17 protein-coding genes are annotated in these 24,659 nt (G+C 41.3%); 12 read left to right on the top strand and 5 right to left on the bottom strand.

The window, feature by feature from the left end; translation table 11 throughout:
• Window positions 1–55: 55 nt before the first annotated feature.
• Both pbpC and dnaG read right to left on the bottom strand, forming a co-directional pair.
• Window positions 56–2,488 (bottom strand): penicillin-binding protein 1C, encoded by a 2,433-nt coding sequence (pbpC, locus tag D0T56_RS02405; RefSeq protein ID WP_163318536.1) that lies wholly within the window; start codon window positions 2,486–2,488, stop codon window positions 56–58.
• Window positions 2,489–2,646: 158 nt separating this feature from the next.
• Window positions 2,647–4,689 (bottom strand): DNA primase, encoded by a 2,043-nt coding sequence (gene dnaG / locus D0T56_RS02400; protein ID WP_163318535.1) that lies wholly within the window; start codon window positions 4,687–4,689, stop codon window positions 2,647–2,649.
• Window positions 4,690–4,864: 175 nt separating this feature from the next.
• Here dnaG and D0T56_RS02395 point away from each other — a divergent pair, with 175 nt between their 5' ends.
• From D0T56_RS02395 to D0T56_RS02360, 8 genes are all read left to right on the top strand, one after another.
• Window positions 4,865–5,884 carry a branched-chain amino acid aminotransferase gene (locus D0T56_RS02395; protein WP_163318534.1) on the top strand — a complete coding sequence of 340 codons (1,020 nt, stop codon included), beginning with the start codon at window positions 4,865–4,867 and terminating at the stop codon, window positions 5,882–5,884.
• A gap of 19 nt (window positions 5,885–5,903) precedes the next feature.
• Window positions 5,904–6,668, top strand: coding sequence for an LPS export ABC transporter ATP-binding protein (gene lptB, locus D0T56_RS02390; protein WP_163318533.1), 765 nt, complete (start codon window positions 5,904–5,906; stop codon window positions 6,666–6,668).
• 33 nt (window positions 6,669–6,701) lie between these two features.
• Window positions 6,702–7,136, top strand: a complete 435-nt coding sequence (gene ruvX, locus D0T56_RS02385) for a Holliday junction resolvase RuvX (RefSeq protein ID WP_163318532.1) — start codon at window positions 6,702–6,704, stop codon at window positions 7,134–7,136.
• Window positions 7,133–7,690, top strand: a complete 558-nt coding sequence (def, locus tag D0T56_RS02380) for a peptide deformylase (RefSeq protein ID WP_163318531.1) — start codon at window positions 7,133–7,135, stop codon at window positions 7,688–7,690. The genes ruvX and def overlap by 4 nt, the downstream gene beginning before the upstream one ends.
• A 14-nt stretch (window positions 7,691–7,704) precedes the next feature.
• Window positions 7,705–8,484 (top strand): polysaccharide biosynthesis/export family protein, encoded by a 780-nt coding sequence (locus D0T56_RS02375; protein ID WP_163318530.1) that lies wholly within the window; start codon window positions 7,705–7,707, stop codon window positions 8,482–8,484.
• Between the two features lie 9 nt (window positions 8,485–8,493).
• Window positions 8,494–9,261 (top strand): polysaccharide biosynthesis/export family protein, encoded by a 768-nt coding sequence (locus tag D0T56_RS02370; RefSeq protein ID WP_163318529.1) that lies wholly within the window; start codon window positions 8,494–8,496, stop codon window positions 9,259–9,261.
• Window positions 9,262–9,294: 33 nt separating this feature from the next.
• Entirely contained in the window at window positions 9,295–11,691 is a 2,397-nt protein-coding gene (locus tag D0T56_RS02365) for an exopolysaccharide transport family protein (RefSeq protein ID WP_163318528.1), read from the top strand.
• A 128-nt stretch (window positions 11,692–11,819) separates the two neighbouring features.
• Window positions 11,820–13,877: a tetratricopeptide repeat protein gene (locus D0T56_RS02360; protein WP_255490989.1), complete on the top strand. Its 2,058-nt coding sequence runs from the start codon at window positions 11,820–11,822 to the stop codon at window positions 13,875–13,877.
• Window positions 13,878–14,152: 275 nt separating this feature from the next.
• On the opposite strand, the gene D0T56_RS02355 is transcribed toward D0T56_RS02360, so the two are convergent.
• Complete coding sequence (locus tag D0T56_RS02355) at window positions 14,153–14,926, bottom strand: DUF1570 domain-containing protein (RefSeq protein ID WP_163318527.1); 774 nt, start codon at window positions 14,924–14,926, stop codon at window positions 14,153–14,155.
• Window positions 14,923–15,822: a peptidoglycan DD-metalloendopeptidase family protein gene (locus D0T56_RS02350; protein ID WP_163318526.1), complete on the bottom strand. Its 900-nt coding sequence runs from the start codon at window positions 15,820–15,822 to the stop codon at window positions 14,923–14,925. Before D0T56_RS02350 ends, D0T56_RS02355 begins: the two co-directional genes overlap by 4 nt.
• 140 nt (window positions 15,823–15,962) lie before the next feature.
• On the opposite strand from D0T56_RS02350, the gene typA reads away from it, so the two are divergent.
• Both typA and D0T56_RS02340 read left to right on the top strand, forming a co-directional pair.
• Window positions 15,963–17,762 carry a translational GTPase TypA gene (typA, locus tag D0T56_RS02345; protein ID WP_163318525.1) on the top strand — a complete coding sequence of 600 codons (1,800 nt, stop codon included), beginning with the start codon at window positions 15,963–15,965 and terminating at the stop codon, window positions 17,760–17,762.
• Between the two features lie 233 nt (window positions 17,763–17,995).
• Window positions 17,996–18,535, top strand: a complete 540-nt coding sequence (locus D0T56_RS02340) for a hypothetical protein (RefSeq protein ID WP_163318524.1) — start codon at window positions 17,996–17,998, stop codon at window positions 18,533–18,535.
• A gap of 332 nt (window positions 18,536–18,867) precedes the next feature.
• Here the strand turns inward: D0T56_RS02340 and D0T56_RS02335 are convergent, their stop codons facing one another.
• Window positions 18,868–21,690, bottom strand: coding sequence for an outer membrane beta-barrel protein (locus D0T56_RS02335; RefSeq protein WP_163318523.1), 2,823 nt, complete (start codon window positions 21,688–21,690; stop codon window positions 18,868–18,870).
• A 286-nt stretch (window positions 21,691–21,976) separates the two neighbouring features.
• On the opposite strand from D0T56_RS02335, the gene D0T56_RS02330 reads away from it, so the two are divergent.
• Window positions 21,977–23,836 (top strand): ABC transporter ATP-binding protein, encoded by a 1,860-nt coding sequence (locus D0T56_RS02330; RefSeq protein ID WP_163318522.1) that lies wholly within the window; start codon window positions 21,977–21,979, stop codon window positions 23,834–23,836.
• A 57-nt stretch (window positions 23,837–23,893) separates the two neighbouring features.
• Window positions 23,894–24,583, top strand: coding sequence for an ABC transporter ATP-binding protein (locus D0T56_RS02325; RefSeq protein WP_163318521.1), 690 nt, complete (start codon window positions 23,894–23,896; stop codon window positions 24,581–24,583).
• The last annotated feature ends 76 nt before the right edge of the window (window positions 24,584–24,659 follow it).

The raw sequence follows: 24,659 nt of genomic DNA, 5'->3' as shown, positions 1-24,659 counted from the left end.
AGCAGGCAGTATCAGAAAAACACTCTGCTTTTCTTCCGCAAAAAGGGCGAAAAATTCACTTTATTCGGAATAAAGTTGATATAGAATAGCCGTTTTCATCCACAACAGTCAATTTATGCTCCCCGATGGAAGGGGAATATTCCAACTTATGAAAATCGTGTGTTTCGCCGATGAAAACATCATCTAAGTGCCAGAATATCTTGATGTCAGGCGTTCTTACGGCTAATTCAAACACTACTCGACCAACCGATCCGTCTATCTGTTTTGGCAGGCTCAATACGGCATTAGGGAATGGATAGATGAAATCCATCTGCTTTGTGAAGTTATTTCCCAAACATTCGGGTGAATAGGGCGGTAAAACCTTATATGATGGATGCTGTTGTTTGTAATACCACTCCCACGAAGGAGGCAAAATGAACCACGATTTACGGATAATTCCTCTGCTGCCCGCGCAATCTTCAAACACACGATAATTCAGGTCTTCCGATAGATGCACTATTTTGTGGTAAGAGCAAACTGCTCCGTCTGTTCCATTTTTCGGAATATAGATGGTGTCTGTTTCGCTTTCAGGGCAATCCATGCCTTTCAGACATCCGCTTTCAGGGCATATTTCCACTTTTTTCATATCGCTTTGTGGTGCAGCATACCATTGTGCCGAAGGCAACACATTGAATATATCGAACAAAACCATTCCGGCGGTGCGTGCACCTGTCAGTCCGGGGCGACCTTCGCCATCGGCATTTCCAACCCAAACGCCCACCACGTATCTACTGTTTAGTCCAACAGCCCATCCATCGCGGTAACCGAAACTTGTGCCTGTTTTCCATGCGATTTTCTGTATCGATGGAATCGACCGCCAGTCTATCTCTTCGGGGCGGTTTACGTTGGTCAACGCTTCGAATGTATGCCATACTGCTCCTGCCGAAAAAATGGCTTTATCTGTAAAATTTAATTCTACTTCCGCATCTTCATCCTCGTCCTTTTCATCCAGAATATAAGTGACCGGTGGGCGTTTCACATAGCGTTGATATTTATTAAAATCTTTCAGCGACTGCGCCATTCCGGTGTATATACGGGTAATATCCCATAGCTTTCCTTCTGCGCCGCCCAGTATCAACGAAAGTCCGTAGGTTTCGGCAGATCTGTTGAGCGAGGTCATGCCGGCTTCTTTCAACAGGTTGTAGAATTTGGCCACAGTATACTTTCTCAGCATCACCACAAACGGGATATTGAGCGATCTGGCCAGAGCCTCCGACGCAGGCACGGCTCCATCGTACAACAGACTGAAGTTTTTGGGTGCAAACCCGTTGTAGCTGATTGGTATATCGGGTTGTAGCTGATGCGGTAGAAGCATGCCGTCTTGCAACATAGCACAATACAGCAACGGTTTCAGTATGCTGCCCGTACTGCGGGAGGCTTTTATTATATCCACCTGATTGCCGTAAGCCGAGTTTTCGAAATCCACATTGCCACAATATGCCACAACTTCGTTCTTCTCTATATCAATGACCATGGCAGCAATATTATTCACACCGTTTTGTGCAAATTCGGCATTCCATCGGTTCAGTATCGTTTCCGTTTGGCTTTGGTAATGCTTGCTTATAGTAGATTGTGTCTCTTTGCCGGGTCTGTCGAGGTATATTCTTGTCACAAGGTGAGGAGCCACTTGGGGCAGGGTGTGAGGCTGAAAGGGCAAAGGTTCGGACAGAGCCAGTTCGTAATCGGTTTTATCGATGATTCCTTTGTTTTGCAATCTTTCCAGCAAACGGTTTCTCTTGTTCAGCAATTGATCTCTGTTCCTTCCAAAGTGCATTATCGAGGGCGAATTGGGCAATACGGCCAATGTGGCAGCTTCGGCCCACGACAATTGCGAAACATCGTGACCAAAATAACGCCATGCAGCCGCACTGATGCCCACCACATTACCACCCATGGGAGCATGAGAGGCATAGAGGTTGAGTATCTCATCTTTAGAATATGAAAATTCGAGCCGTGTGGCCAAAATCATTTCGATGAATTTCTCGCCAAAGGTGCGCTTCTCGCCACGAGACATTCTGATTGCCTGCATGGTTATAGTGCTGGCTCCGCTAAAAATCTTCCGCCTTTCGATATTCTGTTTTGCTGCCCGACCTATCGACAGAGGGTTTACGCCCCAATGACGGTAGAAGTGCTGGTCTTCAAATTCGACAAGGCAGATTTTATATTTCTCCGGAATGGAATCGGGAGGAGGAAACCGCCATTGTTCGTCGGCTGCAATGCGTGCTCCCAAAAGTTCTCCATTGCGGTCTGTAACCACTGTGCAATAAGCTACGTTGAAAAGGGGACGGGGCAAACAGAAAACATACCACAGCAACAAAGCGAACAAAACAGGGATAGCAATTCTATACCTCAATTTTGCCGATTTATACGTAACCCCGATTTTCTTTAAACAAGAAATGAGGGATGTGTAAATTCTTCTTATGTATTCTCTTATTTGCTTTTTTGCCATCAAAAAGACCCGATCAACTATACGCAAAGATAGCTTTTTCGCTTTATATGCGACGAAATATTTTACGCACCTCCCTACAAAACGCACCCTCTTTCATCCTCCCTCTAAAGGAGGAGAGGCTCAATTCCCTCTCTTTTGGAGAAAACGTCGAAATTAAATCACCATTTCAAGATAATTCGCTCACCCAGAGCTTTAGCCAGAGCCTTTTTTATATCCTCCAACTGTTTTATCTGTTGCATCAGGGCGATAGCAGCATCAAAATCACCCTCTTTCTGCATCTGGGTCATATCTTTTTTTATGGTCTTTATGCGTTCCGTGATGAGAGCGTTTTTCAATTCGGTAAGCACACGAGGAACAGCCGTAGCCAGATGTTTCGATTCGGACAAAGGAGTGTCTTCGAATTTTATATTTTCGCCAAATTGCTTAATGTGTACTTTACTTATCTCATATTTATCTTCCAACAATCTGGCTGTCAACAGACTTATTTCTTGTTGAGGATGAGCAAGAAAATAACGACCCGGATTGAATCCCTCATCGTAATGATGCTCTATTGCCTCGTCTAATATTTGCTTGTAAAGCGGATTATTCAACCATAAACCATCACGTTCAAGATCAAATTTTACATACTCCACCACAGTTGTTTCGTCTTGCTCCTCCTGCTCCTGAGCCTCCGCCGCATTTTCACTATTCTGAACTTTTGAATTTTCTTCCTTCTCCGGCTCCTGATAGAACAATCTGGCGGTACCATACCTTACCACATAATACAATATCGCCAACTCGTATTTGTCGAGAGCTGTTACGTTATTTTTCGGCAAAAAATCGGGATTAGCTGGCGAAACCGCTTGCGCCTGAACCGTATTTTGCACTTGCACCGGAGATTTCTGCGATTCCTTTTCGAGAACCGACAAGCGCCTTTTATTAGTTTCCTGCACAAGTACCCTTTCATCTACTCCCAGCAGAAGGCTGCAATCTCTGGTATATACCGAACGGATAATACTATCGGGAATAATTGAAATGCTGTTTACAATATCGCTGATAAGGGCAGCCCGTTTTATAGGGTCATTTCCGGCTTCATTCAAAAGCAGTTGCGTTTTGAAACGGATAAAATCTACCTCATGCTCTTTTATATATGTATTAAACGACTCTGCATTTTGTTTCCGGGCAAACGAGTCGGGGTCTTCACCATCAGGCAAAAGAACTACCTTTATATTCAGGCCTTGCTCCAAAAGCAAATCAATTCCTCTCAAAGCAGCTTTTATTCCGGCGGCATCACCATCATATATCACGGTGATATTAGTTGTGAACCGGTGAATTAATCGGATTTGCCCATGAGTAAGAGCTGTTCCCGAAGATGAAACAACATTTTCTATGCCCGCCTGATGCATGGAAATGACATCCGTATAGCCTTCAACAAGAAAGCACCTGTCGGCACGGGTTATAGCCTGTTTTGCGAAATACAAGCCATAAAGCTGGTCACTTTTGTGATATATTTCGCTTTCAGGCGAATTGACATATTTACCTGTGTTTTCTGCTTTTTTCAGGATACGCCCCCCAAATGCCACCACTTTGCCCGAAAGCGTATGAACGGGAAACATAACACGCCCACGAAAACGGTCGACCTGATAATTTTCACCCTCTATGGTAAGTCCCGTTTTCACAAGATACTCTTTCTTGTATCCGTTTCGCAGAGCTTCCTGAGTGAAAGCATCCCTCTGCTCAAGGCTATATCCCAGTTGAAATTTTTTAACAATATCTTCCCTGAATCCCCTCTCACGGAAATAACTCAACCCAACTGATTTTCCCTCGATATGCTCGTGAAGAGTAGTAACAAAATAGTTGCGGGCAAAATCATTCAGGATAAAAAGGCTTTCGCGTTCGTTTTGAGCTTCTTTCTGTTCGTCGGTCAGTTCACGTTCCTGAATCTCAATATTATATTTCTTCGCCAGCCAACGTAAAGCATCGAAGTACGAAAGCTGCTCATGTTTCATTATGAAGTGAACTGCGCTCCCGCCCTCGCCGCAAGCAAAGCATTTGCAGATATTTTTTGCCGGAGACACATAAAACGAAGGTGTTTTATCCGAATGGAAAGGACACAAACCTACCAGATTCACCCCCTTTTTTTTAAGGTTGACGAATTGAGACACAACATCTTCTATATGCGCTGTGTCAATTATCCGGTCTATGGTAAGTTGGTCTATCATTTTTTATGAAACAAATGAACCTACGAAGTTAGCAAATAAGTATCAAAAAAAAACTTTTCTGACAAATCTTAATATTTAAGCATAAATAATTGCAACAGACGAAAAGATTAATCATTTTTAATTGTATTTTTGCAAGTTAGTAAACACTTCGTCAAACAAATAAGCTATTTCGAGTATGAGTACAATAGACTGGGGAAATTTAGCATTCGGTTATATAAAAACCGATTACAACATCAGAACACACTACAAAGATGGAAAATGGAGTGAGTTGGAAGCAACATCTGATGAAACTCTCAATATCCACATGGCTGCAACTTGTCTTCACTACGGACAGGAAGCATTTGAAGGTTTAAAAGCATTTACGGGAAAAGACGGAAAAATCCGCATTTTCAGGATGAGGGAAAACGCCTTGAGAATGCAATCGTCGTGCCGTGGAATATTGATGCAGGAACTCCCGGTCGAAATATTTGAAGAAGCTGTGGTGAAAGCAGTGAAAATGAACGAACGCTTTGTTCCCCCTTACGGTAGCGGGGCATCGCTATACATACGCCCTCTGCTGATAGGAACAAGCGCACAGGTAGGAGTAAAACCTGCGGCGGAATACACATTCCTGATCTTTGTTACTCCCGTAGGGCCATACTTCAAAGAAGGGTTCAAACCTACACCATTGGTTATACTAAGAAGCTACGACCGTGCCGCACCACATGGCACAGGAACATACAAAATAGGCGGAAACTATGCTGCCAGCCTTGTGGCAGGAAACAAAGCCCACGAAATGGGATACTCGGCAGTGTTATACCTCGATCCTAAAGAAAAGAAATATATCGACGAAGGCGGACCTGCCAACTTCTTCGGTATAAAAAATAATACATACATAACACCCGATTCGTCATCCATACTACCATCTATCACCAATATGAGTTTGATGCAGTTGTGCAAAGACTTAGGCATCGGGGTAGAAAAAAGGCCTGTTCCGGAAGACGAACTGGCAACATTTGAAGAGGCAGGCATTTGCGGAACAGCAGCAGTTATAAGTCCGGTTGAAAGAATTGACGATGTGGAAGAAAACAAATCATACGTTTTCTCCAAAGATGGCAAAGCAGGTCCGGTCAGCACAAAACTGTACGAGAAATTACGTGCCATCCAAAACGGAGACGAACCGGATCCGCATGGCTGGGTAACTGTTCTGGGCTAAAAAAATAAAAACATAATTGATGAGTAAAAACAGCTCTATGACACTCAGGACGGAGAATCTTGTAAAAAAATACAAGTCGCGTACTGTTGTCAACAATGTTTCGATAGAAGTAAAACAAGGAGAAATAGTTGGCTTGCTTGGTCCTAACGGGGCAGGCAAGACCACTACTTTTTATATGACCGTTGGGTTGGTTATGCCCAATGCAGGCAATATTTTTTTGGACGACAGCAACATAACCAAATTCCCTGTATACAAACGGGCACAAAACGGAATCGGATATCTGGCGCAAGAGGCATCCATTTTCAGGAAAATGTCGGTGGAAGATAACATCCGTGCCGTTTTGGAAATGACCAAAACGACGAAACAATATCAGAAAGAAAAGCTGGAAAGCCTTATTTCGGAATTCGGGTTGCATAAAGTTCGGAAAAACTTGGGCGACAGGCTGTCGGGAGGCGAAAGACGGCGTGCCGAAATTGCCCGCTGTTTGGCCATCGACCCAAAATTCATTATGTTGGATGAGCCTTTTGCGGGAGTAGACCCTATTGCCGTTCAAGACATTCAGGAAATTGTAGCACAACTGAAATACCGAAACATCGGGATACTCATCACCGACCACAACGTGGACGAAACCTTGAGTATCACAGACAGAGCTTATCTTTTGTTTGAAGGGAAAGTGCTTTTTCAGGGTTCGGCCGAAGAATTGGCATCGAACGAAATTGTGCGGGAAAAATACTTAGGGAAAGATTTTGAGCTGAAACGACGTAGCTTTGATCACTTAAAGTGAAACTTTGGATGTTTTTTTTTATCTTTGTAGCTTGTGGGACGATTAATTGCTATTGATTATGGCACAAAACGTACAGGTTTGGCTGTCACAGACACATTGCAGATTATAGCAACAGGGTTGACGACAGTACCGACACATACGCTTTTTGATTTTTTGAAAAATTATTTTGAAAAAGAGCCTGTTGACTCTGTAATAATCGGATTGCCTAAGCAAACAAACAATCAACCTTCCGAAAACATGAAAAATGTGAAGGTTTTTGCAAATAAACTGGCGAAACTCTATTCAGATATGGATATTATATTCTATGATGAAAGATATACCTCGGTGATGGCTCACAAAGCCATGCTCGAAGGCGGGCTAAAGAAGAAAGCCAGGTCGAACAAAGCCCTGGTAGACGAAATAAGTGCCGTCATATTATTACAAAGCTATATGGAAAGCAGACAATACAACAATCATAAACAGACATGATATTACCTATATATTTATATGGGCAACCAGTGTTAAGGAAAGTGGCAGAAGACATAACACAAGATTACCCAAACATCCAAGAACTGATAAACAACATGTTCGAGACAATGTATAACGCCGACGGCGTTGGCTTAGCTGCGCCACAAATCGGGCTTGACGTACGCATATTTGTCATAGACCTGGAACCTCTTGCCGAAGACAATCCTCAATACAAAGACTTCAAAAAAGTATTCATAAACCCACGAATAACAGAACGTTCGGGCGAAATTGTTGCCCTTCAGGAAGGATGCCTGAGCATACCCGGCATAAACGAAACCGTTCAGAGGGAAGAAAAAATAAGAATAAACTATTTTGATGAGAACTTTGTTGAACATAATGAGACTTACGAAGATTTCTTCGCCCGTTGCATTCAACACGAATACGACCATCTGGAAGGAGCATTGTTCATTGATAAAATATCCGGCATACGGAAACAATTAATAAAATCGAAACTCAACAACCTTATCAAAGGTAGGACAAATTGCCATTATAGAGTAAAAGCTATTCAGAAATAATTATTTATTGGCTCATGAAGAAATTTTTTTTAATCCCCTTGTCAATTATATTATGTTTGCTTTCCTCGTGTATCACATCGAAAGATTATAATTTATTGCAGGATATACGAAAAAACTATCCGATAGAGGATACACCGAAAGACTACAGAATCATCCCCGGAGACCAACTCAGGTTAATGGTCTATACACTGGATGAAAATATGAAATCGCTGTTTTCTATGTATATAGAAACAGTGCCACAGGTAACAAATCTAGGAGTTGGAAATGCAGATGTATCCAACGATCTGAAAATATTGAATGTGGCATCGGATGGAACAATAAAAATTCCATACATCGGAAAACTGTTGGTCGAAGACAAAACAATTTTGGAAGCAAAGGCTTTGATAGCCTCCCGTTTCAAGAATTTTTCGTCAAATGTTACAGTAGATGTTGTTCTCAACAACAGATATTTTTCAGTATTGGGCGAACTGGGTTATAGCCGGGTATCAATGGACAAACAACGGTTAAACATTTTTCAGGCATTGGCAAAAATCGGTTCCGGCTCGGATATTGGAAACAGGAAAAAGGTATACATCATCAGACAAACTGCCGGAGGCAACTCTGTATATAAATCTTTCGACATCAGGTCGAAGGATATCATCGACTCTGAATATTACTATATTCAACCCAATGATGTTATATACATGCCAAGGGTAGGTTCTACATTCTTTGGACGGATCTCAAACTTCTGGGACATTTTTGCTACCATTTCTACTGTGACAGGACTATTTTTTATTTTTGATTCTTTCAAATAATAGATTGTGATGAAGAATAACATTATATTTAAAGGACTATTTTTATTACTGGCAGGCATTTCAATATATTCCTGTACCACTTCGAAAGAAATAAACCTGATGCAGGAAAAAGGTTCGTATAGTGCAATGCAAAAACTCGAAGATTACAGGTTGCAAGTATACGACCAGATATCGTGTACAATACTTACCCGCAATAAAGACTTTGCAGCCGAATTTAATGGTGTAGTATCTTCTACCGAGTCTGAAGGAGTAGGAGGCACAGCCAATACAGGATACACAATCTATGAAAATGGAAACATTTCTATACCTTATTTTGGCGAGATAGAAGTGAAAGGCCTGACCATAGCTGAGGCCGAGGTTGCCATACAAAGAGAAATGGTGCAATCGTATCCCGATGCACAGGTTGTTGTCAGACTGATGAATAAAGTATTTTATGTTGTATCAAATACTAATAATGCCACAGTGCAGGTATATAAAGACAATCTGACTATTTTTCAGGCATTGGCAATGATGGGAAGGGTTGATGAAGTAATGGACTTCAGCAAGGTAAAAATTGTCAGACTACAAGAAGACGGACGCAGCATTGAAAAAATTTTCGATTTAAGGTCGACAGCAATAATTGAATCGGAATTCTACTATATACAACCCAATGATGTAATATACTTTTCTACTAGTGGAAAAAGATCTTTCTTCCAGATAAGATCTGCAACACAGGTTGTAACAACCATTACTACTACATTATTGTTTGTTATAGGACTATATGCCAGATATAAATAAAAACTAACAAATTTAGACCGGAGTTATACATTAATGGAAAAAGATATAAAAAACATTTCAACATCATCGCCTCTCGGCGGAGTGGACCCATTTTTCGATGATCCGCAAACGAGAAACAGGATGTCTTTCGATTTCGTTTTGTGGTTTTACCGTATACTAAAATATTGGTATTTGTTTGCTATATCCCTGATTGTATGTATGGGCTATGCATTTATTAAGAACAAAACATGGACCCCCGTATATCAGACCCGCGCGCTGATGATCCTCGAAAATCGTGGAGGACTGGCAATGGGGCAAGGAGCTCCTCTGGGAAATCTGGTGCGCAATACGGTCAATCAGCAAATGATATTGCAATCGCACGATATGATTGTCAAAACCATCGAGCGGTTGCCACAAATGCGTGTCTACTATTTCAGAGTAGGTCAGTTCAATACAGATAACATGTATGGAAAGACTCCTGTCATAATAGAATGGCAATCGATAGGGCAAAAATCGTATCAAAACATATATACTATCGAACCCATTGATGCCAATAAATGTCGCATCTTTTACGAAGCTCGGGATGACAAACCTGAGTTTTCGATAGAAGCCTCCTACGGAGAATTTATTTCTTTAAACGACTTCTATATCAAAGTGACCAAAACAGACCGGTTCAGGGCAAATTTCAAACCTTTCAATTTTAAGTTTCTTACGGTAAATGATTTGGTTGCACGCTATTCAAACAGTATCCGTTCGGCCATAGAGCAAGAAGGATCTTCGGCACTGTCTATATACAAAACAGGAACAAACCCCACAGAGGATAAAGACTTCCTTACTGCTCTGATTGATGAATATCAGGCACACAACCTCTATCTGAAAAATGAAGCGACAGACAGAACTATTGCCTTTTTGGAGAGACAAAAACTGATGTTTCAGGATTCGCTTATCGTTTCGGAAAATGCGTTTAAAGATTTTCAGGATGAGACAGGTATTTACAGAATAGAAGATCAAGACTTAAGGCTCAAACTGGATGAGGTTGTAGCCAAAAAGAAGGAAGCTAAAGCAGCCGAAATAACGTTGCTTCAGATAACAAATATAATTAGCCTTGCCATAGGTAACAATACCGAGTTGGACGATATCACCAACACTTTAGGCATCAATAACCCATCATTGGATGCAAACGTCAAGGCATATAACGAATTGTTGATGTCGGTTCAGAAAATGGGTTCAGCTCATCCTCAATATCAGGAACAAAATAAAAAATTGGACAATGCCAAGCTAAAAATATTGAATGAGTTGAAGAACAGCCAGACAAAATTATTGGCTGAACAAGAGAACCTTGGCAAAAGTGAAATTCAACTGGATGCTCAAATAAACACACTACCCACTCAGGAAAGAGCATACGCCAGATATGAAAAGAATTATAAGTTGAACGAGCAATACTCTACCTACATCGACAGCAGGCTTAGGGAAGCAAACTTGCAAAAGCACTCTAACATCCCCGACAATTATGTTCTGGAAGCACCACGCCTGGTTAGTGGCCCGATCAACGGAGGAGACATAAAGCAAACATACATGCTCTATTTTATTATAGGATTGGCCATCCCATTAATATTTGTCATTTGCAAGGAAGAACTATTCAACTTCACAATAGCAACCAAAGAAGAATGCGAACGCATATCGGGCTTTCCGGTTATTGGTGCGGTTGAAAACGTATCGAAAAAGTTCAGCAAGGGCAGAGCCATTGTTAAGAATTTTCCAAAATCGAGCTTTGCCGAATCGTTTCGTAATATGCGTATCCGTATCGAGTATATGGCACAACGTGAATCGGGAATCATTGTCCTGGTTACATCGGCCGAACCTGCCGACGGTAAAACATTTGTTGCAGCCAACATTGCCTCTATCTACCAGCTGACCGGCAAGCGTGTGGTTTTGGTCGATTTCGACTTGAGAAGGCCGTCTGTAGCAAAACTGCTTGATGTGCAAAACAAGAAAGGGGTTTCAAACTTCCTGATCGGACAAGTGTCTTTAGACGAAATATTGATAACTCATCCCGATTTTGGTTTTGACATTATCCCTGCCGGAACGTTGCCTCCCAACCCCAGCGAGTTGATCAAGACAAAGAAAACTAAAGACCTGATACACTATCTGCATACCAAATACGATTACGTTATCGTCGACTGTAGTCCTGTGGGGCTGGTATCTGATGCGTACATATTGGCCAAATTGGTAGATACTACCATGTTTGTTGTGCGTAGAGCAAAAACAAACAAATCATTCTTCAAGAGTGTTATCACTCAGATCAAGAATGACGGTATTTACAATGTGGGACTTGTGTTTAACGATGTCAAAGGAAGGGAAGGATATTATGGAACATCACGCTATTATGGCGATAAGACATACTACCTGAAACGCAATTCGTACTACCACGATGACTATTTTGACAAATAGGTGAAAAACGAAAAAATATATAAAAAGGGAGGCTTATCGGCCTCCTCTTTTTTTCTGTATTGGCAGATTTAATATATTTGTCATATTATGCAAATAAAGCCAATCTGTTGATTCTTATAAATAACAAGATGATGAGAAATATACTCCTTTCTGTTTTCATTTTCTTCAGCCTCCTGCCTGTTTCGGCTCAGGTTATTGATACGGACAAAGTAATGGTCATAGGGCGTAATGCGCTTTACTATGAAGATTATGTATTGGCCATACAATATTTCAATCAGGTAGTGAAAGCAAAGCCATACCTGGCCGAACCATATTTTTACAGAGGGTTATCCAAATATTTCCTTGAAGATTTTAAAGGGGCGGAAGAAGACTTCGATGCCTGCATCAAGCGAAACCCGTTTATTTCCCGGTCATATTATCTGAGAGGTGACTCGAGGCTGAATACGGGAGATTACGACGGAGCTATTGTCGACTATGACAAAAGTCTCGACATGATACCCGACGAAAAGATGGTGCTGATAAATATGAGTATCGCCTACATCAAGAAAAAAGACTTTAACGACGCCGAAAAGACTCTGGACAAGCTATTAGACCTTAATCCCACTTATGTGCAGGGATTTTTGACCAGAGGCTCGATGTTTTTGGAAAAAGGCGACACCATTCAGGCAAAAACCAACTACAACAAAGCCTTGGAGCTAGACCCATACAACACGCAAACCTATTCTATGCTGGGACTTCTCAACTATCAACAAAAGAAATACGACGACGCTCTTACCAATCTCAATGAGGCTATACGCCTCGACCCGCTGATTGTAGGTAATTACATCAACCGTGGATTGGTATATTATGCGCAAGACAATTACCGCAGCGCTATGGACGATTACAACAAAGTGGTTGACCTGGAACCGAACAATATCATCGGGCGATTCAACAGGGCTTTGCTGCGTGCGCAAGTTGGCGACATAAACAATGCCATCACAGACTTCGATGTGGTGCTTGCCGCCGAACCCGACAACAACATGGCCTATCTGAACAGGGCTATGCTCAAATATCAGGTGGGAAACTATACGGGAGCAATAGCAGACCTCAACAAGGTGCTGGACGAATATCCCGACTACTATGAAGGGTTCTATACACGTGCCGACATGAAAAGAAAGCTAAAAGACACGAAAGGTGCGGAAGAAGACCTGAGGTATGCTCAGGCAGAGGAAGAACGCATAAGAAGAGCCGTATTGTCGGGCAAGGAGCCTGCCAAGAAAGAGAGCACCAAAACACGCGAAAAATCGGATAGAAGCATCGAAAACTTTAACTCGCTTGTAACGGCAGACAAAGAAGAACAGGAAAACAGCAAATACACAAGCAGTTCGAGGGGACGTGTGCAAAATCAGCAGGTTAGTCTTGATTTGGCTCCGATTTTTGTGGCTACATACTATCAGAAGTTGGACGATGTGAAGAATTTTGTTCACTACGACCAAGAGATACTGAACCTTAACAACAAAGGTATACTGCCTCAAAAATTAAAAATAACGAACGCCGAAATGCCTCTGACCGAAGATCAGGTGGCGTCGCACTTTGCATCCATCGACAACTTGTCGATGCTGATTGATTCGGATAAAGAAAACGCAGAGTTGTATTTCGCCCGTTCTGTCGATTACATGTTGATTCAGGACTTCGACAATGCCATTCAAGATCTCACTAAAGCAACAACGATAAAACCCGACTTCATTCTCGCGCAGTTCAATCTCGGAGTTTTGTACACAAAGCAAATGGAATTGAAAGAGAAAAACAGGATAGATGCCCTGTCGCAGACCAATACAAATGCTTTGGGCGACAAAACCCCTCCGTCAACTTCAGCCGGATTGCCGATTGCCGGAGTAAATACGGATAAGCCGGAGTTCAACCAAGCCATAAAATGTTATGATAAGATATTGCAGTTAGACCCTAAATTTACTTATGCCTACTACAACAGGGCTTGCCTGAAAGCAGAGCAAAGGGATTACAGGGGTGCTATACTCGACTTTAACGAGGCCATCAGGCTCGAAAATGAGTTTCCTCAGGCATACTTCAACAGAGGTATTTGCCAGCTTTACATCGGAGAAAAAGACAAAGGTGTATCCGACTTGCGGAAAGCGGGCGAATTGGGGGTAGTCAGTTCTTATGCCATCATAAAGAGGGTTTCGAAGTAAAGAGGTTATGAGTGATAAGTTTTAAGAGAAAAATTTATAATAATGCCAAGCAGATTGGATGCACCTCTCCCTAACCCTCTCCAAAAGAGAGGGAATAAGCTCCTCCGCCTTTAGGGACAGGGTGGTTTGATTGTAGGAAGGTGTCCCAAAAGTAAATTTCAATGTCTTTTTGTCATTGCCTCGCCTTCGCTTCGGCGAACGTTGTTTCTGAACAAAGTGAAGGATCTGTTTTTAGAAAGTACAGATCCTTCGTTTCACTCAGAAATAACATCTTTTTATTGCTTTGAAATGTAACTTAAGAAGTCTTTTTCAAATTGACCGAATCCTCCCCCGTATAGCTGATCAAATGTAATCGCACTATCCTTTTCGCTTGCCATCTTTCCCATATAGTCCGGAACCATATCTTTATGCTGTTCCATCAAAAACAAGACAATAGAATATCCTAAGGCATAGCCATATCCGTCATGAGCAAAAGACATTTTATAAAACCTTTGCCTGTCCCAATTTATAAAGTTTTTGAGATCAATATCTCGATTTTTAATCATCGTTTTAACGCGCGCTATGTTTCTATCCTTTTTTATATGTTTAACTTCTTTTGCGGTGACTTTCATTTCCGAAAAATATTCGGACAAACCCTCATTCAGCCAGATAGGGATTTTGGAGAAATATGTATTCGTGAAAAAATGACTTAGCTCATGATAACATGTTTTCATGAATCGTGTCTCATTTTTGTCCTTACACACAACAGCTTCCTTGTTTTTTGATGAATAAAATCCCATTGAACGGTGTAAGGTTGTTTTCATCTGTTCTTTCTGATGAAGCAAAAAAGCTGAATAATCGGTGTAAATATAAAGCTTTACGTCGGAAGCCTTTATTAAACTGTCGAGACGAGCATTATTATAAAATTTCAATTGAAAATCTATCACTTTCTCTAGGTTGGCTCTTTCCTTCGACGACAACACCTCGTCTTCGTACTTGATATTGTATTGTCCCCAAACAAACAAGCAATTTAAACAGAACAAAAGAGTAACGAGCAATAGCCTTTTCATTTGTTCTGCTTTAAAAGTTTTTTCTCATATTTTTCTTTTTCCTTCTTATTCATATCCTGTGTCACAAGTTCGCCCGTTAATTCGGCAACATAAGTTATCTTCTCGTCCAGCTTGCAATCACCGTTATTTACAGTATGAAAAATAGGGATTAGCGAAGTATGTTTTCTTCCATCAGCCAACATTTTATCTTTATCCAGATAATATACAGCAAACGATACAAACTTCTTCCCGTTTTCATCGGGCTGAACAATTGCTATGGGTTGGCCAACTTTCACATTATCGCCTGCATGAACAAGAGGCGTCGTGTACCGGTCATATTCGGAGAATGTTTTATCCTTATGATAAATAACTATTTTTTCTCTCGAAGTGTAAGTCTTCGAAGAACCATCCCTTAAATCATTGTTACATACTTTGCCGGCACGGCAGGCGTATACCGTATCACCCGCATGACGATAGTTGAAATACAATTTAAATTCTCCGCTCCTGCCAAAATTGACACGAGTGCTATCTCCGGATTTAACAGGCATAGCATAAATATAGTCTAAGTTTGGCTTAGCATTAATGCTTCCTCTATAAAAAGTGTAAGACCACCTGTATCCGGGCGATGAGGTATCAGAAATCTTCTTCAATGTTAACAAATTTTCTCTGCCCGTTCTCACATTCTTTTTGCATGGATATGCACCTCGTGCCGTGTAACCTCTCAATTCGGGGAAATCGAGGATGACGTAATAGTCGCAATAATCATCATTGTTAGAAACAAATGTTATATTCCCATCCCTGTCTCTGTCTGAGCTTATTGTGATGGCCGGAGATTTACCGCCCTGTGAAAAGCAGAATTGCATGGAAAAAATAACTGCAAAAATGCAGGTCAAAATGTTTTGCTTGAAGTATTGCATAGATTTAGGTTTGTTTTTTTAATTTTTGTTTGGCTAAGATAATAAATAGGATTGATTTCATGCAAAAAAGTTCCTATCAACTATGTTTCATTCTTTGTTTTCCATTTATTATCGTACCTTTGCACCCTCAAATTTAATTTATGCAAGATATTAGGAATATTGCGATTATCGCACACGTGGATCACGGGAAGACTACAACGGTAGACAAACTTCTTCTGGCAGGACAATTGTTCAGAGACAATCAGGCTACAGGAGAATTAATTTTGGACAACAACGACCTGGAACGGGAAAGAGGAATAACGATCCTCTCAAAAAATGTTTCCATTAATTATAAGGGTACAAAAATCAATATAATTGACACTCCCGGTCACGCCGACTTTGGGGGTGAAGTAGAGCGGGTGCTGAACATGGCCGATGGCTGTTTGCTTCTTGTAGATGCCTTCGAAGGGCCAATGCCTCAAACTCGTTTTGTGCTTCAAAAAGCTATTGAAATAGGCTTGAAACCTATCGTGGTTATCAATAAGGTAGACAAACCCAATTGTCGTCCCGAAGAAGTACAGGAAATGGTATTCGACCTGATGTTCAGTCTCGAAGCAACCGAAGAGCAACTCGATTTCCCAACCATCTACGGATCTGCCAAACAAGGTTGGATGTCGGACGATTGGAAAAAACCTACTCAGGATTTTGCTGCACTGCTCGATGCCATCGTAAAATACATTCCTGCGCCAAAAATACTGGAGGGCACACCTCAAATGCTTATAACATCGCTCGATTATTCTAAGTACGTAGGGCGTATCGCAGTAGGGCGTGTTCACAGAGGCGAATTGAGAGAAGGCATGGATGTATCTTTATGCAAACGTGACGGATCAATTGTAAAATCAAAGATAAAAGAATTGAATGTATTTGAAGGGTTGGGACGTGCAAAAGTGCAATCCGTTCAATGCGGCGATATATGTGCCTTGATAGGCATAGACGGTTTCGAGATAGGCGACTCTATCGCCGATTTCAACAACCCCGAACCGCTCGACCCAATTGATATAGACGAGCCAACCATGTCTATGATGTTCACGATAAACGACTCTCCTTTCTTCGGAAAAGACGGTAAATATGTGACATCACGACATATTCACGACCGCCTTGTCCGTGAATTGGACAAAAACCTTGCCCTGAGAGTGGAGCAGACAGACAATGCCGATTCGTGGATTGTTTTCGGACGTGGAGTGCTTCACTTATCCGTACTTATCGAAACCATGCGCCGCGAAGGTTACGAACTTCAGGTAGGTCAGCCAAAAGTAATCATAAAAGAGGTTGATGGTATGAAATACGAACCGGTTGAACATCTGACCATCAATCTTCCGGAAGAATATTCGAGTAAAATTATCGACTTGGTTACACGCCGCCGTGGCGAGTTGACCATGATGGATACGAAAAACGACCGGGTTTTCCTCGAATTCACCATTCCATCAAGGGGAATCATCGGTCTGAACAATATGGCACTTACCCTGTCGGCAGGCGAAGCTGTCATTGCTCACCGTTTCCTTGAGTTTCAGCCGTGGAAAGGCGATATAGACAAGCGTCAGAACGGTTCTATCATTGCCAGCGAATCGGGCAACGCATTTGCCTATGCCCTGGACAAATTGCAAGATAGGGGACGTTTCTTCATCGAGCCTCAAACAGATATATACATGGGGCAAATTGTAGGCGAGCACACAAAAGAAGGAGACTTGGTTGTGAACCTGACAAAATCGAAAAAATTGACCAACGTTCGTGCTTCGGGAACCGATGATAAGGCAAAACTGGCTCCGGCAATCATTTTCAGTCTCGAAGAGGCTCTGGAATATATCAAGGAAGATGAATACGTAGAGGTTACACCAAGCGCGATAAGGCTTCGGAAAATATATCTCGATGAAAACGACCGTAAACGAATGGCTAAGAAATAATCGTAAGTAAAATAGTAATAAATCTTTCAAAAAGTTAATTAACAGTATTGTTAATTAACTTTTTTTATTTGCATAACTCTGCCTAACTCAAAGCATTACTGTGTATTAAACACACATTTAACACTAAACATATCTTTCAAAATGACATAATCCATAAAAAAACTATTCATTTTCTGTCTATATTTGTACGAACTATCATTCATGCACAGTATACAGATTTATTTACAACCAAAATGCACTTAGAAAGTCTTAAAGGGAAAACTATTACCTATGCTTCCGGTTGTCATACATTTTCTCTTGTCATTGTCGATTTCGAACAAAATGAAAATGCACAGGATATTTGGAGATTCAGATTAATAATCGACAAAGAAGATGTGACGACTCAATATTTTGGAACTAAAAACAGACTGAATTTCAGCCTCGATCATTTTCAGTTTGTTATTGGTGATGCCGGTTACATATACATTCCATTGGAAGGAGCTTCCGTTCTGATTGATGTAAATGACTTGAGCAGGATTTTCCTCCCCTCTGTCGAAAGCAGTACCGAATTGTTTTTGGGCAATAAGAGTAGGAAAAAATACCATCTGGAGATATATCATCACTTGATAAACATCACTAATCTGGAGACTAAAGAGTCTACTCTTGTCGATTCGGATGATGTTATTGTCGATGCCGACTTTAGCGAGGATGACCAAATTATGATTGAGACTTATAGCCGGAGCAGTAAAAGAAATAAAACAGCGCTTTACGATATAGTCACACAATCTTTATAGGGTACGATTTTGTCATCCTCACGAATACAAGGTTGTTGACTGATAACTGTTGACTGTTTTTTTAGATGCTTCGCATTGCTCAGCATGACAAAGCCTTTCGGGCAGACCAGAGGCCTGTCCCTACAAACGCACCCCCTCCCATCCTCCCCCTAAAGGAGGAGGAGCTTGTCGTCGCATGGGATTTGCAATCCCATGCTTGGTTACTATCCGGATTTAAAATCCGGAAAATAATAACTCCGGGGTTACAAACCCCAGAGAACAAGGGGATTTAATATCCTCTCTTTTGGAGTGGGTTAGGGGAGAGGTGTATCTCAACTACTGATTGGCATTATTTACATAAACCCGCCGCCGTGACCTCCGGGTCCGCCGCCGTAGCCACCTCTTGGTCCACGTTGCGGAATGTCAGAGGCTTTCATCCCTTTAAATATCTGGAATTTGTAGACAAAGTGAACCATAAAGTAGCTGCCAATCGCATTCGTTATGCTCTGTTGCAGATACTGGTCGCTACTGCTTTGCGAGATATTGCTCCTTTGTTTAAGAATGTCGTATATCTTGATACGTATGGTTCCGTTTTTCTGCTTAAACAATTGCTTCGATAGAGACGCATTCCACAGCCATTGGCTTTCTTCGTAACCATTACTGTATCCTGAGTTTCTTGAATAGGTCACATCCGACTCGACAGTAAAATCCCAAGGCAGATATATTGAGGTTTCGGCACTTCCTCCATAATTGAAGAAATCACGGTTGTTGTTATCGTTCAGGTTGTTCTTGGAATTTGAGTAACTGAAGTTTCCTCGCAACTCGAAGTCGAAAGCATCCGAGCGATAGTTTGCACCCAATCTTTCGGAGATATTCAGGTTCGTGGTTTTACTTTCATCTCCATTTAAGAAACTCTTATTTTCGGAATATGATATATTCGTTCCCGTATTTATTGAGAATCTGTTCCAGAATGTACCCCATTTGTCATTTCTTGACGATCTGAAAGGCGTGTTATACATTACTCGTCCTGTTGCTTTCCAGTTTCCATTTGTGTTTTTGTATGTCGTCTCCTGTTTTCCGTTGTCGTCACTCGTGATGTTGTTTACAATATCGTTAGTCGTAAAATCCAGATTTCCCATCAACATGAATGTGCTGGCTTTTTCCGAATTGAAATCACGGTAACGGATTCGCAACCTGTTTGTGAATGATGGTTTCAGATCGGGGTTACCATAAACGATATTCAGCGGGTCGGATTCGTTTCTCGCCGCAGATAGCTGCTGTGTAGATGGTTGATTCACAGATCCGTTATAATTGATGCGCAAATTTCGTTGTTTGCTCCACATATAGTTGAACTGTGCCATCGGTGCAAAGTTTACAACATCGTTTTTCGTGTAAATAATTGTATCTGACGGTGTTCTCAGTTGGGTTTCCCAGCTTTCCGATAAAGATGGTTGCACGGAGAAACCTACCATATAGTTATATTTTTCACGAACGCCCCTGAAATTCAGGCTTATTTGCTGATTAACGAACTCATTTTTCAAATAACGGGTTGATGCCGTGTCAATCAGGTCATAATCTTCAAAACCATAATCTTTTTTGTATGTCTTTTTGTCTTGCGTGGAGTTACTTCTTCTATAACTATAACTCAGTTGAAGAAAATTGTTTTTGCCGATAGGTTCCACATACGACACGTATGCCCGCCAGTTTGTACTCTTGTTATCTTGATTGAATATCTGGTCTTGCTTTTGCGTGCTACCATCTTTATAGAAGTAAGTTTCGGACAAGTTGGTTCCGTCGCTATCCTGATTTTCTATTCTTCCCATGAAGTTGAAACTTATGGTTCTACCTTTTTTACCAAGTTTACGGCTGATATCCAGCTCTCCGTTTATGTTCGTACCTGTTCCTTTCGAAAAATAATCGGTCGAACTGCGGTTGATGGAGTCATTTACATTGGCCCATGTCCGGTACGAATTGGATGTTTGATCGTTTTCGTTCTTGTTATATTGGAAATTGGGTTTGAAAATAATGGTAGTGGCCGAGTCGGGACGCCATTCCAAACGCAAATTGAGCCCCAAATTGTTTCCTGTATTATTTCCCCTGCTGTTTTTTGTTTCAAACTGCACACTGTCGGGGTTGGAGTGAAAATACTCTGTATAAGTATCCCGTACCACATCGTTGTCTGTGCTTCCGTATCGGATGTTTCCTCCCCATTTGAATTTATCGGATGTTTCGGTGGCAAAGTTGAAGCCTCCGTTTGTGGCTGTGGTAATACCATTATTCCCTCCAAAATTCATGCCTCTGGGAGGGCGGTTTCCTCCAAACATTGAAGATGCAAAATCGGTGAAACCAGCATTATTGGTATTGTTTGTGCCACCCATAAGGGTGAATTGTGAATTGTCGCGAATATAATTCACCATGGCATTGGCTTCGTATCGGTCGTCGCTGCCATATCCTGCCAAGGCGTTCCCGAAAACTCCCTGCTTCATGCCTTTTTTTACGGTCAGGTTGATAACGGTTTCTTCTTCTCCATCGTCAAAACCTGTCATTTGCGACATGTCCGATTTTTTGTCGTAAACCTGCAATTTGTTAACCATTGAAGCCGGCAGGTTTTTGGATGCCACTTTGGGGTCGTCGCTGAAAAATTCTTTTCCGTCCACAAGAATCTTTTTCACCTCCTTGCCGTTTATGGTAATTTTTCCGTCCGAATCAACTTCGGCACCCGGCATTTTTTTCAATAAGTCTTCAACCACTGCGCTTTGCTGTACTTTGTACGAGTCGGCGTTGTATTCCACGGTGTCTTCCTTCACCATTATTTCCACAGCCTTCCCCACAATTACGGTTTCATCGAGCAAAATTGAGTTCTCTTTAATGAAGAGGTTTCCCAGATTTTTGGAACTTCCGGCATCCACATTGGTGTATGAATCCGAATAGCCGAGATAAGAAATGTGCAGGATATATTTACCCGGATTCACCGGAACGGAAAATTTCCCGTCAATGTTTGTCACATTGCCTGCCACATAAGTGCTGTCTTTTTGCGTAAGCATCCTGACACTAGCCTGCATTATAGCTTCTTTGGTTTTGTCGTCGAACACTTTACCTGTAATTGTAACCTTATTCTGAGCGAAAATGTTTGTCGTCACCGACAATAATAAGGTCAGGAATAGAACCTTTTTCATCTTGATTTAATTGAATTACCTAATCTTTTGTTTCCGGGTTAGACATTTAAGACCAAATTTTCGTAAAAAGGTTTAATGAGAGATCGCAAAAAGTCAAATTTTAATATTTTTTTACAAAAAAGAGGGTTGTTCATATAGTTATAGTGAAAAATATTGCCTGCCAAATCTCTTATTGAAAATGCAAAAGATTTTATTAGTAACTTGCAGCCGTTTTTTATTTTTAATAAAGAGTTCACATCGACATCAACTTGTTTACTTGTAACTCATAACTTTTATATCATTCTTAATGAAAGATTTTATAAAAATTCTCAGACGTTTTATTCCGCCATATAAGAGGCAACTGGTTCTTAGTTTTATATTTAACATCCTGTCGGCAATTCTTAATGTGTTTTCCTTTGCCCTGATCATGCCCATACTTGGTATATTGTTCAAGACAGATGATACTACCTACGAATATATGCCTTGGAATGCTTTAGGCGACGGCTCCATTTTCAGTAAGATAGGGGAGTTTGGCACCATAGCAAAGAATAATTTTTATTGGTACACCTACGATTCGGTTCAGGTGTATGGTGCGGCTAATACGCTGCTTTTCCTTTCCATCGCACTGGTGATTATGACCCTTATAAAAACGGGAGTAACTTATCTCAGCTCCTTCTACCTTGTGCCCATCCGCACAGGCGTTGTGAGGGATATCCGCAATCAGATCAACGATAAAATATTGTCGCTTCCTCTGGGTTTCTTTTCCGAAGAACGCAAGGGCGATATTATCGGGCGTATGACGGGTGATGTGGGAGAAGTGGAAAACTCTGTGATGAGTTCGTTGGATATGCTCTTCAAAAACCCTATACTGATTATGGTTTATTTCACCACGATGTTGGTTATCAGTTGGGAGTTGACCATTTTCGTCCTTATCTTGCTGCCCGTGTCGGGTTTTGTGATGGGGCGTGTGGGTAAAACCCTGAAAAGGAAATCTTCCGAAGCTCAGTCGAAATGGGGCGAACTGATGTCTCAGATAGAAGAAACCCTCGGTGGATTGAGGATAATTAAAGCATTCAACGCTGAAGGGAAAATGTCGGATCGTTTTCATCGTGAAGGAGATGTTTTGCGAAAAATGACAAACCGTATCAACCGCCGTCAGCAATTGGCACACCCGATGAGCGAATTTTTGGGAACCACTACAATAGCCATTGTATTGTGGTATGGCGGTAACCTGATTCTGTCGAATAGTGCGGCAATTACCGCTCCCAGCTTCATGTTCTATCTGGTGATGTTTTACAGTATCATTAATCCGGCGAAAGAATTTTCTAAGGCGCATTATGCTATTCAGAAAGGATTGGCCTCGATGGAGCGTATTGACAAGATACTGAAAGCCGAAAACAATATCATTGAACCTGAGGAGCCAAAAACTATCGAATTCAACGATAAGATCGAATATAAAAATGTATGGTTCGAATACCGTGAGAATGGTAATTGGGTGTTGAAAGATATAGAACTGACAATCCCAAAAGGAAAGACAATAGCCTTGGTTGGTCAGTCGGGTTCGGGCAAGTCGACAATGGTAGACCTCCTGCCCCGGTTTTATGATGTAACTAAAGGCGCAATTGCCATTGATGGTGTAGATATCAAGGATGCGAATACACATCAACTCCGCTCGTTGATGGGGAACGTAAATCAAGAAGCTATCCTTTTCAACGATACTTTTTACAATAATATCACTTTCGGAGTAGAGAGTGCCACAATGGAGCAGGTGATTGAGGCTGCAAAAATAGCCAATGCACACGATTTTATTATGGCAACCGAAAATCAATACGAAACAAATATTGGCGACCGAGGAGGAAAACTATCGGGAGGTCAGCGTCAGCGAATCAGTATTGCCCGTGCAATATTGAAAAATCCTCAGATATTGATATTGGATGAGGCTACGTCTGCTCTGGATACCGAGTCGGAAAAACTGGTGCAGGAAGCTCTCGAAAACCTTATGAAAAATCGTACGACGGTTGTCATTGCCCATCGCCTGTCAACCATAAAAAGTGCCGATGAAATCTGCGTTCTTCACGAGGGGCGGATTGTTGAACGTGGCTATCATGAAGAGTTGTATAACCTGAATGGATATTACAGGAAACTTTGCGATATGCAGAATTTTTAAGGTCGTATTTTTATTGTCATGCTCAGGATGACAAAATATATTGAATAATATAAACTTTTGATCAAAGTAAATAACATAACCAAAAAGTTCGGCTCGCAAATGGCCGTTGATGATGTGAGTTTTCAGCTTTCATCGGGCGAAATCGTTGCTTTTCTAGGCGTGAACGGCGCAGGAAAATCTACAACGATAAAAATTATGACCGGAGTATTAGGTGCTGACAGCGGACAGGTTTCTGTTTTTGGCCATGACATTGTAGCCGATGCAATAGAAGCAAAAAAACATATCGGCTATCTGCCCGAAGATAATCCGTTGTACGGAGATATGTATGTGAAGGAATACCTCGGATATGTTGCATCTATTTACAACCTGAATGATAGAAAAAATGCCGTTGAAAGCGTAATAGAAAGAGTTGGACTGAGGAAAGAATACAAAAAGAAAATCCAATCTCTGTCGAAAGGCAACAGGCAACGGGTAGGCTTGGGGCAAGCACTTATCCATAACCCCGGTTTTCTGATTCTGGATGAACCGACAAGCGGACTAGACCCTCATCAGCAAAATGAAATACATGAAATTCTTTCTGAGTTGGGCAAAACCAGAATTATCCTTTTTTCGTCTCACAATCTGCACCAGACAATCAGCGTTTGCAATCGTTACATTATCATCAACAATGGTAAGATTGTTTTCGATGAAAAGGCAAAAAATGTCGATTCTATCGAAGATATATTCAACAAAGTAACAAACAGTTGACATAATCATTTCTTATTTAAAATGTTCATGTATAATCTGAAAAGATTATATTTGTATCCTTAAATTAATGGCATAA

Source organism: Dysgonomonas sp. 520 (assembly GCF_010501095.1).
In the GTDB taxonomy this organism is placed as follows: Bacteria; Bacteroidota; Bacteroidia; order Bacteroidales; family Dysgonomonadaceae; genus QVMP01.
Note: the sequence above shows the minus strand (reverse complement) of the source record. Positions and strands in the feature narration are given on the sequence as shown.

What these genes read in the sequence shown, in the direction of transcription:
- pbpC (WP_163318536.1), bottom strand. Translation starts at nt 2,488, where the DNA reads ATGGCAAAAAAGCAAATAAGAGAATACATAAGAAGAATTTACACATCC.
- dnaG (WP_163318535.1), bottom strand. Translation starts at nt 4,689, where the DNA reads ATGATAGACCAACTTACCATAGACCGGATAATTGACACAGCGCATATA.
- D0T56_RS02395 (WP_163318534.1), top strand. Translation starts at nt 4,865, where the DNA reads ATGAGTACAATAGACTGGGGAAATTTAGCATTCGGTTATATAAAAACC.
- lptB (WP_163318533.1), top strand. Translation starts at nt 5,904, where the DNA reads ATGAGTAAAAACAGCTCTATGACACTCAGGACGGAGAATCTTGTAAAA.
- def (WP_163318531.1), top strand. Translation starts at nt 7,133, where the DNA reads ATGATATTACCTATATATTTATATGGGCAACCAGTGTTAAGGAAAGTG.
- D0T56_RS02375 (WP_163318530.1), top strand. Translation starts at nt 7,705, where the DNA reads ATGAAGAAATTTTTTTTAATCCCCTTGTCAATTATATTATGTTTGCTT.
- D0T56_RS02370 (WP_163318529.1), top strand. Translation starts at nt 8,494, where the DNA reads ATGAAGAATAACATTATATTTAAAGGACTATTTTTATTACTGGCAGGC.
- D0T56_RS02365 (WP_163318528.1), top strand. Translation starts at nt 9,295, where the DNA reads ATGGAAAAAGATATAAAAAACATTTCAACATCATCGCCTCTCGGCGGA.
- D0T56_RS02360 (WP_255490989.1), top strand. Translation starts at nt 11,820, where the DNA reads ATGATGAGAAATATACTCCTTTCTGTTTTCATTTTCTTCAGCCTCCTG.
- D0T56_RS02355 (WP_163318527.1), bottom strand. Translation starts at nt 14,926, where the DNA reads ATGAAAAGGCTATTGCTCGTTACTCTTTTGTTCTGTTTAAATTGCTTG.
- D0T56_RS02350 (WP_163318526.1), bottom strand. Translation starts at nt 15,822, where the DNA reads ATGCAATACTTCAAGCAAAACATTTTGACCTGCATTTTTGCAGTTATT.
- typA (WP_163318525.1), top strand. Translation starts at nt 15,963, where the DNA reads ATGCAAGATATTAGGAATATTGCGATTATCGCACACGTGGATCACGGG.
- D0T56_RS02340 (WP_163318524.1), top strand. Translation starts at nt 17,996, where the DNA reads ATGCACTTAGAAAGTCTTAAAGGGAAAACTATTACCTATGCTTCCGGT.
- D0T56_RS02335 (WP_163318523.1), bottom strand. Translation starts at nt 21,690, where the DNA reads ATGAAAAAGGTTCTATTCCTGACCTTATTATTGTCGGTGACGACAAAC.
- D0T56_RS02330 (WP_163318522.1), top strand. Translation starts at nt 21,977, where the DNA reads ATGAAAGATTTTATAAAAATTCTCAGACGTTTTATTCCGCCATATAAG.